The sequence below is a fragment of the Sphingopyxis sp. GW821-FHT10B01 genome (genome assembly GCF_059415685.1).
In genome coordinates this window covers 509645-525924 of the sequence record NZ_JBWKNS010000001.1, presented here as the reverse complement: position 1 = coordinate 525924, position 16280 = coordinate 509645, and the positions used below count along the sequence as shown (strand labels likewise).

Genomic DNA, 16280 nt, shown 5'->3' with positions numbered 1-16280 from the left:
GTCATTGTCCCTGCCCGGCCTGCGATTGCAGGCGCTGTACCAATAATATTACCGGCGACGGTTCGTTTCGTCGACGGATCGATCGGCTGATCATGAAACCCCAGATCGTCATCAGGATCGCGAGCACGCCGACCAGCAGAAAAACGTCATTATACGCGAGGATATGGGCCTCGCGCGTGACCTGCTGGCTCAGCAGCGCGGCGCCTTCCGCGCTGCGCAGCACGGGATCGCCGATCGTCCCCGCGACCGCCCGGCTGCCCGCGCCCAGCCGGGCTGCGACCAACGGATCGCTCGCGACGATGTTCTGGACGAGTTCGTGCGAATGATATTTCTCGCGGACGGTCTGGAAGGTTCCGAGCAGGGTGCCGCCGGCCAGGCCGCCGATGCTCTGGCTCATACTGAACAGCACGACAAAGCTGATGAAGTTCTTCCCGCCCGCCAGCAAGGTTCGCGCGATGCCGATCACCATCGCCTGCGCGAGGAAGAGCATCGACGCGAAACCGATCAGCGCCTGGCTGAGATAGAAACTGCTTGGGCGCGTAAGATTGGTGGCATCGGAATCCATGAACGATGCAATGACGATCAGCACGACGGCGATGATGATCGGCTGCGAGAGATGCGCCGGGCGAAAGGTCAGCACTGCGGTGGCGAGGCCGGCGATCGAGGCGAGGATGATGATCAGGTTCAGCGTGACCATCTGGTCGTTGATCATACCGACGGTTCCGAGCAGCCCGACCGACCCGAACGCCTGTTCGGACAGCAGGATGCGGACCGAAGCGGCCACCGCCATCAGCCGAAGCATCTCGCGCGTGCCCAGCCAGCGGGTGTTGATCAATGGATTCCTACGATGATGTTCGACGAGTATCGCGGCGGCCATCAGCGCGACGCTCGCCGCCAGCGACCAGCCGATCCACGGACGCTCGGCCCACCATTGGATGCGCCCTTGCGATAGCACCGCGATCAGCAGCCACAGCCCCGGCGCGAGCAGGCCGAACGTCAGGAAGTCGAGCGGTTCGAACACTTTTTCGCGCTCGCTGGGCGGCAGCGGCTGGGCCATCACCGCCGCCAGTGTCGCCAGCGCCAGCCCGAATTCGAACCAGTAGAGATTGTGCCAGTCGCCCCATATGAGCAGGCCCGGCGACAGCACGCGCGCGAGCGGCGTCGCGAGCTGGGGGATGCATATCCCGACCATCACCGCAGCGAGCCGTTTCGGCGCCGGGAGCGCCTGGAAGAAATAGAGGATGGTGAGCGTGGAGAGCCCGCTCGCCGCGACGCCGCTCATCGCCCGGACCGCGACCGAGGTCCAGAAATCATGGATGAACAGGTGCATCAGCGTCGTCACGGCATAGGCGGCGAGGGTGTAGCGGATGAACGGCTGTAGCCCGAATTGCTGGCGATATTTGACGAGCAACAGGTTCGCCGTGACGTTGGTCATGAAATAGGCCGCGGTCAGCCAGGCGGCCTCGTCGCTATTGAGGCCGAGCGTCCCTTGCGCGAAATTGAGGTTGACGGTGACCAGGGCGTTGCCGAGGCCGCCGGTGAGACCGATCAGGCAGCCGATCAGGAAATGGCGCACCATGCGCGAGGTCGGGTGATCCGGATTGGCGGGCGACCCCGGCAAGGTCGGCCGTTCGTGCGGTTTGAAGACATAGTCCGCCATCGTGCGTCAGGCCGGGCCGGGGGTCATGGCTGCGCCTCGTCGGGCATCGCATGGGCTGGCGGGAATGGCGCCGCCGGATGGGCGACGGCGGGCAGGGATGCAGCGGCGATCCTCGCGGCATCCAACAGGCTGCGGCGAGTCGGTTCGATGAACATGGGTTTTCTTACCGCATCGCGTGCGGGCTTGCAGCCTCTTCGATGCGCTGGACGAAAGCCGGCGGCGGCGAGGGTGGAATTGGACCCCGCCCGGCGCGACGGCATCGGCGTTGCCCTCGGCCGCCACTCCCGATAACGGGCTGTTAACATATGGGGTGGAGTAGATATCTTTTTTGGAAGTGCTCGATGGCCATCACCGCATATCTCGAAGACGACAAGCCGCAAAAGGGAAAGCGGCAAAGCGCAAGGCGGAATCTGCGGCTCGAAACCCAGGGGGTCAGCGCCGCGCATGGGGCGACCGAGGTGCTGGTGCACAATATCTCGGCGTCGGGCCTTTTGCTTGAGAGCCGGTTGGCGCTGGCGCCCAATGAAGAAATTGCGATCGAACTCCCCCATGCCGGAACGACGGCCGCCCGGGTCGTGTGGGCCAGCGGTCAGCTTTACGGGTGCGAATTCGACGTGGCGCTGTCCGCCGGCGCGCTCAGTGCGGTGGAACTGCGGAGCACCGTCAGCCGCGACATCGCCTCGCCCGGCAAACCGGCTCCGGCCGCTGTCGAGGATTTTGGCGTCCGCCTGAAACAATTGCGCAAGGCCAAGGGGCTGACGCAGGCGCAGATGGCGTCCCAGATGGGGGTCAGCATGCCCGCGATCTGTGCCTGGGAAACGGGCAAGGCTCGCCCGCGCGACGGGCGAATGAAAGCGTTGGCGAACGCGCTGGGGATTCCGATGTCGGAATTGTTCGGACCCGATGTCCCCGAGCTGCTGGAAGATTTGCTGACCCGAAGCCGCGAACAGATCGCCCGGATGGTCGGGACCACGCCGGACAAGGTGCGGATATTGATCGAAATATAGATGTCTGCGCATCGGGTTAAGATATTTAACCATGCGGCTTAAGCACAGCTTTAGAGGGATGTTCTAGACCATCTCCTGAAACAGGAGGCTAGCTATGCCAAAGGCAGGATTTAATCGGGGCGCCGCGGTTCTCGTTGCGGTCGCAATAGGAGCAACGCCTGCTTCAGCATCGGACGGGGCATCGTTTGCGATCTTCGCGCGCGTTCCTACCATCTGCCAGGTCAGCGTGGCGTCCAGCCCGTCGCTGCCGTTTCAGTCGGGCGCGAATAACCTCGGCGTGATGACCGAATTGTGCAACAGCATGGCGGGCTATACGGTGACGCTCAACCACCCGGCCGGGCTGACCGATGCGTGGGTCGAGATCGGGAGCACCCGCGTACCGATTTCCGCCACGGCGACGCACACCATCATCGTTGACGCCGCTTCGGCGGAGTATCGCGAGCGGCCGTTTAGGCTGGTCTTGTCGGAAGACGATATGCAGGGCGGCGCGATCGCCCTGAGCATCGATGCCCAGCCCAAAGGCCCGGTTTTCTGAAAATCCGCGGCGCGAAATATGTCAGCCGCGCGTGGCTGAACATCCTTCGCCGCCCGACAGGCCGAGGCGCGGCGAAAAGGTCAGCGTGACGATATCGCTATAGGCGCCCGCGGGGGCCTTGCGCAAATCCTCGCCGTTCAGTTCGACCTGCAGATTGTGGCCGCGTCCGCCCGGCGCGGGCGTGCGGTCGCAAACGATCCGCGAGCGATCCGACACGGCGAAGCCCGACAGTTTCAGACCATAGGGAACCCCGGTGTCGTCGCGATCGGATCGTTTCAGGGCGCCGCGTTCGGTGCCGACGCGAATGTCATAGGGAATGGTCGACTGCGCGGTGACCGTCAGGCCGCGAATCTGGTTTCCGCCGGTCGCATCGATCTCGCCGAAATCGATGCGACCGCGCCGCACGCCGGGCGAGCCGACGAAGGTCGAAATCCGTTCCGGCACCCGTAAATTGACCGCAACCTGTGCGCCCGTCTGAATGCTGCGGTCGATTTCCTCGCGGCCTTTGTAGCAGATAAAGCGAAGCTCGAGCGGCTGGTAATAATCGCCGGCGCCAATACCCTGGCCCGCCGGAACCTGGATGCGAAAGGTTTCGTTGACGCTGTCACCCGACCGCGACGGGCCGAACTGGATCAGCGCGCCGTTCGTTGCATTGGGCTGTTCTGCGCCCGCAACAAAGACGATCCGCCCCGTATCGCGCGTCCAGCGGATATCATATCGCACCGCATCGTCACGGCCGATGGCGGCGCCGCGTTCGATGCGGCCCGGGTCCGCAAGGACGACGCGCACCGCGGTCATATCGGGATTCAGTCGCCGGGTCCGCAGCGTGAAGGTCCGCTCGACGCCCGAAGGGCTGAACGGGTCGTAGTTGAGGTTGAGTTCGGTCGCGGAAGCCCGAAAATCGGCACAACTGGCGAACGCCGCCTGGGGTGCTGCGCAGGCCGCTGCCGCGATCAGGATCAGTGCTGGCGTTTTCATTTTCGTTCCTCAGGTTCCAGGACGCCGCCGCGTTCCATTCCGGTGCTGGCTGCGGGAATTTCGATACGATAGATTGCGGTGCCGTTCGGCGTCGGCATCTCGATGCGCCACCGGCCCGGACGCAGGCCCTGGACGGCGAAACGGCCCGACCGGTTGGTGAACATACGCACCGGCTCGCGATCGGGCAACGCTTCCTCATAGGCATAGCCTGCGACAAGGCTGACCGGCTCGCCCCGGCCATCGAGCAGCTGGCCCATATAGCTGATGAAATAGTCCGACCCGATCTCGACGACAGAACCCGAGCGATAGGGCGGGACGAATTGCAGGATGCCCGTTCCCAGATCATAGCCGGCAGGCGCCCCGGGGGCGTCATAGCTCAACAGACGCGGCGTATGGGCGTTCAGTTCGGGCATCACGGCGCCGCCGAACGCGCCCGATCGCGCGATATATTCATCCTTGCGCGGGTCGAGGTAAATCGGCGTCTTGCCCAGCGATTCATGGGCTTTGACGATAGCGAAGCTGTCGTAGATCGGCCGCGAAAGCGCGACCGTGCCATCGGCATAGGCCAGCGAGAAGGCCGTGCGAAGCGATGTGCGCTGGTCGACAATTTTGCCGCTGTTGGAGAAGGAGGTCAGATGCGCCGCGCCGATTTCGGCCCGGTTTGCGATCATACTGAAGTTCGCGTTGGCGCCCACCGAATCTTCGACCCGGTCGACGCTGACCGAGCCGTTATACGATCCGACGCCGGTTCCATTCGACCGCTGATAGCTCAATCGCGCCCGCTCGCGGCGGGAATCGACATCCGCCGTCGCGCTGGATTTGCGATCAAAACGATAGGTGAGCGAAAACCGCAGGCCGAAACCCGAGCGTTGCTGGCGATCCTCGTAGGAGGCCTCGGTCGTGAGCAGCAGCCGTTGATTGGGCCGCCAGCCATGCGTCGCGCGGAACGACGCCTGATCGGCGTTGCTGTCCCGGCCTACCGAATAGAAGGCGTCGGCAGAGACATAATGTTTGGCGCCTAGCGACTGCGAAAAGGTCGCGCCGAATTCATAGACGAACGGGTTATTCGCGATCAGCGCGCCGGGCGTCGCGAATTTGCGGCTGAGGGTCTGGAATGTCGCAGTCAGCGATCGCGAATTATTGTTCGTCCCCAGTTGCGTGAATTCATATCCAACATTGACAGCATAACCGCTGCCCACCGCTTCGGTCTTCGATCCCGCCAGATTGAACGCCAGCGTGCCCAATGGCGCCGCCCAGACAATCTCTGCCCCGGCAACGCCGCCTTTGTTGGTGACCTGGAAATTGCCGCCTGCGGTCAATTCGTCGGTCAGGCCGCGGCGATAAAATCCGGAGAAGACGGGGCGGTCGCTATAACGACGGCCGTTCAGGCTGAATGGGGCTTCCACACCGGCATAGACGCCGAATTCGGTCAGGCCGGCCGCCAGAAGGGTGCGGTCGAAGTTCAACGAGAAGGATACAACCTCCTCGCGCCCGGTGTCGTCGCGTATGATTAGCCGGACATCGTTCGACCCTTGCGCAAAGGGGAAATCGCCGATGTCATAGGTGCCGGGATTAAGCCGCGTCTGCTGCACCGTCTGTCCGTTGACGATCGTTTCGATCGTCGACGGCCGGGTCAGGGTGAAGGACCGCTGGCCCCGCGGCTGGATGTTCCGCTGCGGTTCCAGATCGGCATAGACGCGGACGATCGACGCGCCGGCCATCGGCGACGCGCCCGAAAAGCCGCGCGATATCGGTTGCAGATCGCCGGCCGTATAGCGTGCGGTACGGCGCAGATCGTCATAAACGAGACGCGTGCCTTCGCGCCGGAACTGCCCCTGGATGCTGGCTTCGCTTTCCAGCACGAAACCACCCAGGCGCGCTGCGCTGTCGAGGATGATATTGGGGGTCGCAAAGCCGGTGTTGCCGCCCTTGTGAACATAGTCGGCATTGACGGCCGCCGTCACATAAGCCGAAAAATCTGCCACGGGTACGATGGGCCCCGACAGCGGATCCACCATTCCCGACACGCTGATCATCTGCCGTGGCCGCAGGTTGGGGGCGACATTCAGTCGAAGTCCAAAATTGGACGAATCATAGGTCAGGCGAACGCCAAGATCACCCAATTCGACCGTTGAAATATCGTTGCGATCGCCAATCGCCGCCGCCAACTGCTGCAACGCTTCTTCGGTCAAGATGCGCTGCAACATCGGCAACAGCATTTTTGCATCGACCAGAATCCGGTCATCGGTCGTCAGCGTGTAGGATATGTCGCCAAGGACGAAGCTATCGTCCAGAAGCGGTCCGCCCATGGGGATGTCTCGGCCGGTCGGATTCAACCGCTGGGCCGGCTGCTGAAGCGCCGCCACCGCGCCAAGCGGGAGACCGCCGGCCGGGCCCGTGGGGGGAAGCGCCGGCGCATTCGCACCGGAAGCCGCCTCGTCGGCGACCATCGCTGCGGCGGGATGGGACAACAATAGCCATCCCAGGGCAATCAGGCTGGAGCGCGAACATGCCACGGCTTAGTTGTTTCCGGCCGTCGTCAGCTCGATCGTCAACGTTCCCGCCGCTTGCGGCAGTTCGACATTGATGGGCAGGGTACGGCTCTGACCGGACGGGACGAGGCCCATGCCCATGCGCTGGCCGATCTCGTCGGGTTCAAAGGTCTTGCGGAAGATTTCCTCGCCACCGGCGCCGCGCTGGACGATCGTCATGCGCCGTTGGCTGACATAACCATAAGTCGTGCCATCGTTCCGGACGGTCAGGACGGGCCGCGGCTTGCCATTTGCGTCGGTATCGATCCGGGTTTCCGCTACGTGCAGTTGCGATGTGGCCGAAGCCGCTCCGACGCTGACCAGGATCTTGAACCGGTGCAGCACCTGGATGGCATTCTGGTCCGCCGACAGCGCGACCGGAAGCTGCGCCGCCGTCACATAGAAATGCCTGCTTTCCTTCAGGTCGGGCTCGCCGACCCACTGGACGCGAAACGCCTGCGTCTGGCCGCCCGCAATGGTGGCCTGGGCTGGAAAGACAAGGAGGTCTTCGGCCTCTTCATCTTCGAATTCCTGCAACTCGCCATTCACGATGCGAATGGGATGCGCCGTCAGTTCCACCGGGACGGTTTCGGGAAAGGTGTTCTGCAGACTGATGATGGCCGACGCGCGGCGTCCCGCCGATTGCAGGTCGACGATCACAGGCTGCACATTGATCGCGACCACGGGCGCGATAAGCGCCAGCAGCAAGAGGACGGCGACGAAGGGTGCTGCCCATGAGCGCGCAAAACGCGGTAAAGTGATGTTCATGATCTTGGTTTCAAACAAGGTTCCGGAGGCGAGGCGAACCCCGCCTCCGGAAAAATGTTAGCCAGCCGGCGTCAGTTCGATGGTGACGTAGCCGCTGTAGCTGCCAGCGATCAGCCGACGATCGGTAAGCGACGACCAGTTGGTTGCAACAGCGCTCGAGCCGTTCGACGATGCGACGGCGGTGCCGTTAAGAGCAGCCTTCTCGAACTTGATGTGCGTGTTGGCGTCGCCTGCGCTCGTGTGACCGCCGAAAGGCTGGGCAACGGTCGAGGCACCGGCAACCGACGTCGTGTCAAGCGGCAGGCCGTTGATCGACGTGTCGAGGTTGTAACGAACGAACTGGGCAAAGCCACCGGTCGTGGTGCTGGTGCCGTTCGGGCTGGCGACGGCGAGAACTGCGCGTTCGACCTTCACCAGGCTGCCACCCTTGTTGCAGAAGGGGATAACCTTCGCCTGGTTCAGCTTCGTCGCGATTTCTTCGGTGACGTTCGAACGAACCTTGGCGTCGGCGCCGGTCAGCTCGTCGAGGGTGATCAGCGACGACGACGCCGAGATGCCGCACTTGCTGGCAACTTCAGCGTTGATGTTGATCTGTGCGGTTTCGGCTGCCGAAGCCGCGCCAGCGGTTGCGGCGAGGGCGATTGCGGTGCTGGCCACGAGAATGATACGCTTCATGTTATTCAACTCCTTGTTAAGTTAAACGACGTCCGCAAAAGCAGACGGAGGCAAATCGAGGCCGGCAGATGGCCCCATAGGTTTCACCGGCGTCCGCAAAAGGATCGTCCGATGTTTCGACGGCGCATCGACCCACGCGCCGCACTTCGTGGAGTGGAGCCGCATTATCCGCGAGGCCCCACCACAAGAATCAAAGTATCTCTGTAACGGCCCGCCGCGAGCCGGCGCGGCAGCGTCGACTGAGCGGGCCAATCGATCGTGATGACCGCATCGCGCCCGACGCTGATCCCGCGCCCCGACTTCAGACCCTTGCCCGCGCGGACGGAGGCGAAATCGCAGTTGCCGTCGGCCGACAGCTCGCGCGATCTGCAGCGTTCGCTGCGAACGATGCCCTTGTCGGTTTCCAGCGCGACCGCCACGCGGTAGGATTTGCTGAAGGCAAAACCCGACCCGTCGTCGCTGGCATCAAGATTGATCAGAGCGCCATTTTCAGACGTTATGCCAAGGGCATAGGGTGTGTTGCAGTCGAGCCCGACCTTGAGCGAAAGACTGGCGGCATCCTCCAGATCGCGCGGGGCATCAACGCCCGCCGGACCGTTGGCGGTAAAGCCGCAACGCTCTTTAATTTCTGCCGTCACATCGATCGCGACCGAATCGGGGTGGGCCTGGGCCGGCGCAATCGCGACAAGCAACCCGGCAGCGATCACCGCAATGCGAATTGCAGACAGACCGGGTCTGTCCCCCCTAACCATTGGCATTATTATTCCCCAACCAGAAATGTGGCGACCACCCCCGCGGCTCGCTTCACAGATCGGGACGCCTCAGCCGGCGTTTTGTGCTCCTTAGCGAGTCGTCTGCTAAAAAGTTAAGAGAATTTAAGCAAATTGAAATTTTGATTAATAAATTCAATGCCCGTTTTGGGACAGGCCGCAACATGCGCGTTAACAGGGCCCGTTCCGAGGCGAATCGGGCGGCCGGAAGGCAATGAAATAGGGGGTTTTGTTTCAGCGCTGGCCGGCGGGGCTGGCCGGGCTCGAAGTCTGCCTTGTCTGCCGGCTGCGGCGACAGCTTAATCGCACTGTTGAATTAATTAAGTCTCGCCGGCTGCCCGACAGTGCGATGCGGAGGGTCTTCGCCTCGCCGGGCCCGGCAAACCGGGCTCGTCAATCGCCGCCCAGCGGCAATTCGGTCGTCGCCTTGATTTCGGACAGCGCCACCGTCGAGTTGATTTCCTGTACCCCGGGCAATTTGCTCAGCTGGTCGAAGAAGAAGCGCTCATAGGCGTCGATGTCCCTCGCCACGATGCGCAGCATGAAGTCGGTCGTGCCCATCAGCACATAGGCGTCGAGCACCTCGGGGAACCCGCGGATCGCCGCGCTGAATTCGTCGAGGTTGGCGCGGCCGTGGGCGTTCAGCTTGACCTGCGCAAAGACATGGGCGTTGAGCCCGACCTTGCGGCGGTCGATGATCGCTACACGTTTCCGGATGAAGCCGTCGCGTTCGAGGCGATCGATGCGGCGCCAGCAGGGGGACACCGACAGCCCGACGCGCTCGGCGATCTCTGCCGTGGTTTGATTCGCGTCGCGCTGCAGTTCGCGGAGAATCCTTATCTCGAATGGATCAAGATCGGTCATTTCATCCTCATATCGCAATATTGAAGGTCGGAACATCCGAAAACTGGAAAATGTGGTCGATAATCGATCAAGATTGCCCAAGGCGAAAATGCGAAAACCCGGTCTCCCATCAAAGGAGGGTGTTTTCATGGTTGTCCGTCTTGCCCGTCTGGCGCCGCCGCTCGAATGCGTGCGCCTTTATGATCTCGAAGCAGGACTCGACGGCTTCATTGCGATTCACTCGACGGCTTTGGGGCCGGGCGCGGGTGGTTGCCGCCTGTGGTCCTACCCCGACATGAAGCAGGCGTTGGGCGATGCGGTGCGGCTTGCCGAGGGCATGAGTTACAAGAATGCGCTGGCCGGCCTGCCGCTGGGCGGGGCGAAGGCTGTGCTGCGGCGGCCCGAGGGCGAGTTCGACCGGGTGGCGCTGTTCCGCGCGTTCGGCCGCGCGGTCGAAGCGCTCGGCGGTCTCTATGTCACGGCCGAGGATGTCGGCACGTCGGTCGAGGATATGCAGGAGGTCGCCTCGGTCTCGCGCCATGTCGCCGGACTGCCGGCGGTGGCGGGACGTGCGGGGGGCGATCCGTCGCCCTGGACGGCCAAAGGCGTGTTCGAATCGATGCAGGTCGCCGCGCAGTTTGCGTTGGGGCGCGATCTGGCCGGGCTGACGGTGGCGGTGCAGGGCACCGGCAATGTCGGCGCCGACCTTTGCCGCCGCCTTGCCGACGCGGGCGCGCGGCTGGTGATCGCCGACGTCAGCCCGGTCCGCCGCGACCGGCTGAAAGCGGTGCACGACGCGGAAGTTGTCGACGTGTCCGAGATCGCCGCGGTCGATGCCGATATCTTTGCGCCCTGCGCGCTCGGCGGCGCGCTCGATCGCGATACGGTCGGCAAGCTGAAGGCCAAGCTGGTTTGCGGCGCCGCGAACAACCAGCTTGCGACACCTGACGTGGCGGCGCTGCTGCTCGACCGCGGCATCGTCTATGCGCCCGATTATGTCGTCAACGCGGGCGGCATCATCAATGTGTCGGCCGAATATCTGGGCGAGGACGAGAGCGGCGTGACGACGCGCGTCGCGGCGATCGCGCCGCGGGTTGGTGCGCTGCTCGAACGCGCTGCGCGCGAGGGGCGCTCGCCTGCGCTCGTCGCCGACGAGATGGCCGAAGAGGTGATCGCAAGCGCGCAGCGCGAGGCGGCGTGATGCATCGGTTCCGGATCGACGCGATCCTCGACCCGCAATCGCTGCCGCGCGTCGCCAATTATTTTGCGCAGCGCTCGATCGTGCCGTCTGCGATGGCGATGCAGGTCCTGCCGACGCATATGCGCATCGAAGTGACGGTCGCGGGGCTTGCTGCCGGGCAGGCGGCAATCATCGCGGCGAAACTGGGCGAGGTGGTTGCGGTGACCGGCGCCGAGCTCGAAAATCTTGCCGAACTGGCGGCGTAGCGGGCTGATGGCGGCCCGTAGCGAAGGGAGCCAAGCTCAGCTACGGGCCGCAACAGTATCTCTACTGCTTTGGTAGAGTGACAGCGGGGTCCTTGTTTGGCTAGACAGGGTGCGTTCGAAACAGCGCAGCAACCACACTGTTCATCGCCCGATATGCCAACGCCCACTCCCAAAACCGGACTCATCATCCGCCACGTCCCGCACGAGGGGATCGCCGGATATCGCGAACCGATCGAGGCCGCGGGATATGATCTGACGCGCATCGACGTCTGCGACCCGGATTTCGGCGGAGTCGATCTCGGCGAGCCCGACCTGCTCATCATGATGGGCGGTCCGATGGGGGTCTATGAGCAGGACCAGCATCCGTGGATCGCATGCCAGATGCGGCGGCTCGCGCGCCGGATCGATGCCGGGCGGCCGACGCTTGGCGTCTGCTTCGGTGCGCAGATGATGGCTGCGGCGATGGGCGCGCAGGTCTATCCGGGGCCCGCGAAGGAAGTGGGGTTCCATCCGCTGGACGTCATCGATGCGGCGTCGCCGCTGCGCCATCTTACCGATGTTCCCGTCCTGCACTGGCATGGCGATACCTTCGATCTGCCGGGCGATGTCGAGTTGCTGGCGTCGACCGCCGCCTATCCGCACCAGGCGTTCCGCCGCGGCAACAATATATTGGCGCTGCAGTTTCATGGTGAGATGGGGCTCGACCCGCGTTTCGACGAATGGCTCCGCCAATGGCCCGATGCCCTGGCCGAAACCGGCGGATGCGCGGAGGGGATGCGCGATCTCCACCGGCGGCATGGCCCCGCCGCGGTCGCGGCGGGCCGCAGCATGATCGCCGAATGGCTCGCCGGCCTCTCGGGCTGAACGACGCGCACCGACCTTCAAGTTTTTCTTTCTCCGGAGCGAGGCCGCCGCCGCTTGCCTCGTCCCGCTACGCGTGCAAGGGCCGCGCTAAAGAGCAACGGGAGACAAATGCGATGCATTTCGACGTGGTGATTGTGGGCGCGGGGCACGGCGGCGCGCAGGTGGCAATCATGCTGCGGACGCAGAAGTTCGAAGGCAGTATCGCGATCGTCGGCGACGAGCCCGAACTACCCTATGAGCGTCCGCCGCTGTCGAAGGAATATTTCGCGGGCGAGAAGGAATTCGAACGCATCCAGCTGCGTCCCGCCAAATATTGGGACGAGCGCGAAGTCGCGATGCTGCTCGGCAAGCGCGTCGTGAGCGTCGATCCCGTTGCCCATAGCGTCACGACCGACGGCGGCGAGACGATCGGCTATGGCAAGCTTGTCTGGGCGACCGGCGGAGCCCCCCGGATGCTGCCGATCCCCGGCGGCGACTTGCCCGGCGTGCAGGGCGTGCGCACCCGCGCCGATGCGGATACGATGAAGGCCGCTTCCGAAACCGCAGGCCAGATCGTCGTGATCGGCGGCGGCTATATCGGGCTGGAAGCCGCGGCGGTGCTCACGAAGGCGGGCAAGAAGGTCGTGCTGCTCGAGGCGCTCGACCGCGTGCTCGCGCGCGTTGCGGGTCCCGACCTGTCGCGCTTTTATGAAAAAGAACACCGCGACCATGGCGTCGACCTGCGGCTCGGTGTCTGCGTCGATGCGATCGAGGGCGAGACCCGGGTCACCGGCGTCCGGCTGTCGACAGGAGAACTGATCCCCGCCGATCTCGTGATCGTCGGCATCGGCATCGTGCCCGCGGTCGAGCCATTGATCGCAGCGGGCGCGGAAGGCGGCAATGGCGTGCTCGTCGACGGGCTGTGCAAGACGAGCCTGCCCGACATCTATGCGATCGGCGACTGTGCGGCGCATGAAAATGGCTTTGCGGAAGGCGCGGTGATTCGGCTGGAATCGGTTCAGAACGCCAATGACCAGGCGAATGTCGTCGCCAAGGGCATCGTCGGCGATGAAGCGGATTATCACGCCATCCCCTGGTTCTGGTCGAACCAATATGACCTGAAGCTGCAGACCGCGGGGCTGTCGACCGGGCATGACCAGGCGGTGCTGCGCGGCGACCCCGCGACGCGCAGTTTCTCGGTTGTGTACCTCAAGGCAGGCAAGGTCATCGCGATCGACTGCGTCAACGCGACCAGGGATTATGTCCAGGGCCGGATGATCGTTACCGCAGGGTTGGCGGCAACCCCCGAGCAGCTCTCCGACACCGAAACCCCGCTGAAAGCCTTGCTCCCCGCCTGATCGCTACCAGCGGATCGTCACCCCGACGGTGCCGCCGTAGCGCCGGCTGCGCGGGCCGTCGGCGTCGAAGGCATAGTCGCCCTTCACATGGACCGCGACGCTGTCGCCAAAGCGCGCGATCAGCCCGGCGCCGACTTCGGCCTCGGTGCGGCCAAGGTCGGTGCGGATCGGGTTTGTGCTGAAGCGCGTCGTCTGGTCGCCCGAAAACCCGTGCCAAAGGCTAGCGTGGAGATAGGGCTGAAGGCCGCCATATTCACCCTGCAGGCGAAGCCCGGCGCGCCCGGTGAGTGAATCGCCCGCGGCGAAATCGATGGTCGAGAAAGAATCGGCGCGGTCATCGAGCTTGATCCGCTGCCACACGATCTGCGCTTGCGGTTCGAGCGTCCAGCGGGCCGACAGCGCGACCGGATAGCCGGCTTCGAGCGAGGCGGCCCAGCCGGTCCCGTGCACGTCGATCGCCTCGCCGGTGGTTGCGGCGGTGTTGCCGTCGAACCAGCTGCGCATCACCACGGCATCGACATACCAGCCGCTTTCGCCGACCAGCGTCGCATAGCCGGCTAGGCTTGTTGCTTTGATGTCGATCTGGCCGACCGTCAGGTCGTTCCAGCCGATCGCGCCGCCACGGACGGTGCCGTCGGTCGACGCGCGCCCGACGAAGGCGCCAAGGCGAATGTCGGTGCCGCGATCTTCGCCCCAGCCGGCGAAATCCTGACCGATCTGGAAGCCGGAGAGGTCGCCGTCGAGCGAAGGGGCGACGTCGCCGCTCCATTTGATCTTGCTGTTCTCGGCGAAGATCCGGCCCCATGTCGACGGGAGCACGCCGCCGCCGCGCAGAAGCGCCTGCTCGCCGCGGCGTTCGTGGAAGGTGCCGAGCGTGGCCGCGGCGAGGTGATGCGCGACCGGCACGGCGGCGACAAAGGCCGCGACCTCGGGACGATAGAGCGGAACACCCTCGCCGGCCTCGGCGACGGCCGGCGTCGCGCCCGGCGTCGGCGGCTCGACCACGACCTGGGGATCGGGCGAGGGGACCGGTGCGGGCTCGGTCGGCGGTTCGGGCGGCGCGGGCGGCGCTTCGGGTGCGGGCGCCGGCGGGGGTGCCGGGGTCGGCGGCGGCGGCGGATCGGTCACGGTCACGGGGGGCGCCGGGTCGACCGGATCGGGATTGGCCGGCGTCGGCTCGGGCGGGGGCGGCGGCGGATCGGGCACGGGCGGCGGCGGCGGAGCCGGCGGCTCGGGCGGAACGGGCTCGGGCGCAGGGGCGGGCGGCGGGGTCAGGACCGGCGGCGCGGGCGCGGGTTCGGGTGGCGGCGGGGCTGCGGGTTCGGGCGGGGGCGGCAGCGTCGAGCGGAGATACCAGTTCTCCGCCGTGCCGGTGGACGTGCCGCCGCGGAACAGGAAATATTCATAGGCACCGACCGCGACGCGGCTGGTGAGGGCAAAGGCACCGCTCGCGGTGGTGGCGCCGCCGATTGCCTCGACGACGAGGATGCCGTTCTGGACCGTCGCGGCGCCGCTGCCGCCTGCGTTCAGTACGGTGATGCCGGTCGTGCCCGATGCCAATCCGCCATCGATCACGAGCTTGTCGGACAGCGACGTATCGTTTCCGAGCACGGTATCGAGCAGGAGCAGGCCGCCGTCGCCGATATAATTGCCGCGCACGGTAAAGCTGTCGCCCGGTCTGTTGCCGCCGTTGGTCAGGTCGATTCGTCCCGCGTTGATCAGCGTCGCGCGCTGGCCGGCGGTAAAGGCGGTGATGCCGCCCTGGAGGCCGCCGCCGAAAATCGTACTCGACGCATCGAGGCTGAAGCTGCCTGTGCCGGTGCCCGCATCGCCCAGCGTCAGGAAGCCGTCGAAGGTCAGCTCGCTATCGTCCGTCGCCGATATATTTTCCCAGCCGTCGAAGCGTGTGATGCCGCTGGTCGTCACATTGTCGAAGACGAGCATATCGATGCCTTCGCCGCCGGTAATCCGCGGCGACCGGCCAAGATGGGCATTGGTCAGATCGGCGAGCCGCGCGCTGTCATTGTCGCCGCCCATATCGATCGTGCCGTGCACGATCCCGCCGCCGTCCCACGTGAAATTGTCGGTGCCGACGCTCATCAGCACGTCGCCGTCAACTGCACCGCCGGTGATCGTCACGCTGTCGGTGCCGCCCGATACGCTGATATTGCCGCCAATCGTGCCCCCCGACAGGATGATCGTGTCGTTGCCGAACCCGGTGACGAGATTGCGGTCGATTGTGCCCCCCGACATGTCGAAGAGATTGTCGGCGAGCTTCATGTTGACGCGGCCGATGCGGCCCCCGGTCATGCGAGCGACATCGCCGTCGTCGAATGCATCGACGATGCGGCCGCCCGACATGAAGAAAGTGTCGAGCGCGCCCCCCTGGTTGAGCACGTTGATCTCGCCGCCGGTCATGACGAAATCGTCGATGCCTTCGCCCTGCTGGACCTGGCCGGTGACAGTGCCGGCGCCGATCGCGAAACGGTCGGCGCCATTGCCCTGATCGACCGAGCCATTGATGCGGCCCGAATCGATCGTGATCCCGTCGGCACCGGCGCCGAAGGTCACATTACCGGCGATGATTCCGGTCCCGCCGGCGGGAAGGGTGAGCTGGTTGTTCCCGCCCGGATCGTTCAGCCCGCCGGTCGAGGTTCCGCTGCTGCATACATGCGTGTCGTCACCCGCGGTCGGTGTGAAAACGCATTGGGCGAAAGCAGGGGTGGCCTGCCCCAAAGCGAGGCCGGCGACGGTCGACAGGAGCAGATGCTGTCTGCTCCGGGCGAGGCCGATAGACTTGAGCCCGGATTTTGGTGCGGATTTTGAGGGCACAGAACGTCACTCCCTTTCGGGTTGGCGCCCCCCT

Annotated in this window: 15 protein-coding genes; 6 read left to right on the top strand and 9 right to left on the bottom strand. The window is 64.6% G+C overall.

From position 1 onward, the window contains the following. Position 1 precedes the first annotated feature (1 nt). Positions 2 to 1660 (bottom strand): MFS transporter, encoded by a 1659-nt coding sequence (locus AC07NV_RS02290; protein ID WP_495164717.1) that lies wholly within the window; start codon positions 1658 to 1660, stop codon positions 2 to 4. Positions 1661 to 1683: 23 nt separating this feature from the next. Continuing rightward, entirely contained in the window at positions 1684 to 1815 is a 132-nt protein-coding gene (locus tag AC07NV_RS02285) for a hypothetical protein (protein ID WP_495164716.1), read from the bottom strand. A gap of 186 nt (positions 1816 to 2001) precedes the next feature. Here AC07NV_RS02285 and AC07NV_RS02280 point away from each other — a divergent pair, with 186 nt between their 5' ends. Further along, complete coding sequence (locus AC07NV_RS02280; protein ID WP_495164715.1) at positions 2002 to 2667, top strand: helix-turn-helix domain-containing protein; 666 nt, start codon at positions 2002 to 2004, stop codon at positions 2665 to 2667. Between the two features lie 226 nt (positions 2668 to 2893). Beyond that, the gene (locus AC07NV_RS02275; protein WP_495164714.1) at positions 2894 to 3202 is read left to right on the top strand and encodes a hypothetical protein; all 309 of its coding nucleotides are present in this window, start codon (positions 2894 to 2896) and stop codon (positions 3200 to 3202) included. Positions 3203 to 3223: 21 nt separating this feature from the next. Here the strand turns inward: AC07NV_RS02275 and AC07NV_RS02270 are convergent, their stop codons facing one another. From AC07NV_RS02270 to AC07NV_RS02245, 6 genes are all read right to left on the bottom strand, one after another. Continuing rightward, on the bottom strand, positions 3224 to 4180 hold the full coding sequence (locus AC07NV_RS02270) for a hypothetical protein (RefSeq protein WP_495164713.1): 957 nt from the start codon (positions 4178 to 4180) through the stop codon (positions 3224 to 3226). Further along, positions 4177 to 6651, bottom strand: a complete 2475-nt coding sequence (locus AC07NV_RS02265; protein ID WP_495164712.1) for a fimbria/pilus outer membrane usher protein — start codon at positions 6649 to 6651, stop codon at positions 4177 to 4179. The genes AC07NV_RS02270 and AC07NV_RS02265 overlap by 4 nt, the downstream gene beginning before the upstream one ends. A 48-nt stretch (positions 6652 to 6699) precedes the next feature. Next, positions 6700 to 7479 carry a fimbrial biogenesis chaperone gene (locus AC07NV_RS02260; RefSeq protein ID WP_495164711.1) on the bottom strand — a complete coding sequence of 260 codons (780 nt, stop codon included), beginning with the start codon at positions 7477 to 7479 and terminating at the stop codon, positions 6700 to 6702. A gap of 57 nt (positions 7480 to 7536) precedes the next feature. After that, complete coding sequence (locus AC07NV_RS02255; RefSeq protein ID WP_495164710.1) at positions 7537 to 8154, bottom strand: hypothetical protein; 618 nt, start codon at positions 8152 to 8154, stop codon at positions 7537 to 7539. Positions 8155 to 8318: 164 nt separating this feature from the next. Beyond that, on the bottom strand, positions 8319 to 8861 hold the full coding sequence (locus tag AC07NV_RS02250; RefSeq protein ID WP_495164709.1) for a hypothetical protein: 543 nt from the start codon (positions 8859 to 8861) through the stop codon (positions 8319 to 8321). A 456-nt stretch (positions 8862 to 9317) separates the two neighbouring features. Beyond that, complete coding sequence (locus tag AC07NV_RS02245; RefSeq protein WP_495164708.1) at positions 9318 to 9788, bottom strand: Lrp/AsnC family transcriptional regulator; 471 nt, start codon at positions 9786 to 9788, stop codon at positions 9318 to 9320. Between the two features lie 127 nt (positions 9789 to 9915). Here AC07NV_RS02245 and AC07NV_RS02240 point away from each other — a divergent pair, with 127 nt between their 5' ends. The 4 genes from AC07NV_RS02240 to AC07NV_RS02225 all read left to right on the top strand — a co-directional run bounded on the left by AC07NV_RS02240 (position 9916) and on the right by AC07NV_RS02225 (position 13414). Further along, positions 9916 to 10968 (top strand): Leu/Phe/Val dehydrogenase, encoded by a 1053-nt coding sequence (locus tag AC07NV_RS02240; RefSeq protein ID WP_495164707.1) that lies wholly within the window; start codon positions 9916 to 9918, stop codon positions 10966 to 10968. Then, positions 10968 to 11213: an ACT-like domain-containing protein gene (locus tag AC07NV_RS02235; RefSeq protein WP_495164706.1), complete on the top strand. Its 246-nt coding sequence runs from the start codon at positions 10968 to 10970 to the stop codon at positions 11211 to 11213. Before AC07NV_RS02240 ends, AC07NV_RS02235 begins: the two co-directional genes overlap by 1 nt. Positions 11214 to 11366: 153 nt before the next feature. Then, a complete protein-coding gene (locus tag AC07NV_RS02230) occupies positions 11367 to 12077 on the top strand; it encodes a glutamine amidotransferase (protein WP_495164705.1) in 711 nt (236 codons plus the stop codon). 113 nt (positions 12078 to 12190) lie between these two features. After that, positions 12191 to 13414, top strand: coding sequence for an NAD(P)/FAD-dependent oxidoreductase (locus AC07NV_RS02225; protein ID WP_495164704.1), 1224 nt, complete (start codon positions 12191 to 12193; stop codon positions 13412 to 13414). A 3-nt stretch (positions 13415 to 13417) separates the two neighbouring features. Here AC07NV_RS02225 and AC07NV_RS02220 read toward each other — a convergent pair whose 3' ends face one another. Continuing rightward, on the bottom strand, positions 13418 to 16246 hold the full coding sequence (locus AC07NV_RS02220) for an autotransporter family protein (protein WP_495164703.1): 2829 nt from the start codon (positions 16244 to 16246) through the stop codon (positions 13418 to 13420). Between the last annotated feature and the right edge of the window lie 34 nt (positions 16247 to 16280).

Bases quoted from the DNA above. Each gene is read 5' to 3' on its own strand.
- AC07NV_RS02260 (WP_495164711.1), bottom strand. From the start codon at position 7,479: ATGAACATCACTTTACCGCGTTTTGCGCGCTCATGGGCAGCACCCTTC.
- AC07NV_RS02225 (WP_495164704.1), top strand. From the start codon at position 12,191: ATGCATTTCGACGTGGTGATTGTGGGCGCGGGGCACGGCGGCGCGCAG.
- AC07NV_RS02245 (WP_495164708.1), bottom strand. From the start codon at position 9,788: ATGACCGATCTTGATCCATTCGAGATAAGGATTCTCCGCGAACTGCAG.
- AC07NV_RS02255 (WP_495164710.1), bottom strand. From the start codon at position 8,154: ATGAAGCGTATCATTCTCGTGGCCAGCACCGCAATCGCCCTCGCCGCA.
- AC07NV_RS02230 (WP_495164705.1), top strand. From the start codon at position 11,367: ATGCCAACGCCCACTCCCAAAACCGGACTCATCATCCGCCACGTCCCG.
- AC07NV_RS02235 (WP_495164706.1), top strand. From the start codon at position 10,968: ATGCATCGGTTCCGGATCGACGCGATCCTCGACCCGCAATCGCTGCCG.
- AC07NV_RS02290 (WP_495164717.1), bottom strand. From the start codon at position 1,660: ATGGCGGACTATGTCTTCAAACCGCACGAACGGCCGACCTTGCCGGGG.
- AC07NV_RS02280 (WP_495164715.1), top strand. From the start codon at position 2,002: ATGGCCATCACCGCATATCTCGAAGACGACAAGCCGCAAAAGGGAAAG.
- AC07NV_RS02285 (WP_495164716.1), bottom strand. From the start codon at position 1,815: ATGTTCATCGAACCGACTCGCCGCAGCCTGTTGGATGCCGCGAGGATC.
- AC07NV_RS02240 (WP_495164707.1), top strand. From the start codon at position 9,916: ATGGTTGTCCGTCTTGCCCGTCTGGCGCCGCCGCTCGAATGCGTGCGC.
- AC07NV_RS02270 (WP_495164713.1), bottom strand. From the start codon at position 4,180: ATGAAAACGCCAGCACTGATCCTGATCGCGGCAGCGGCCTGCGCAGCA.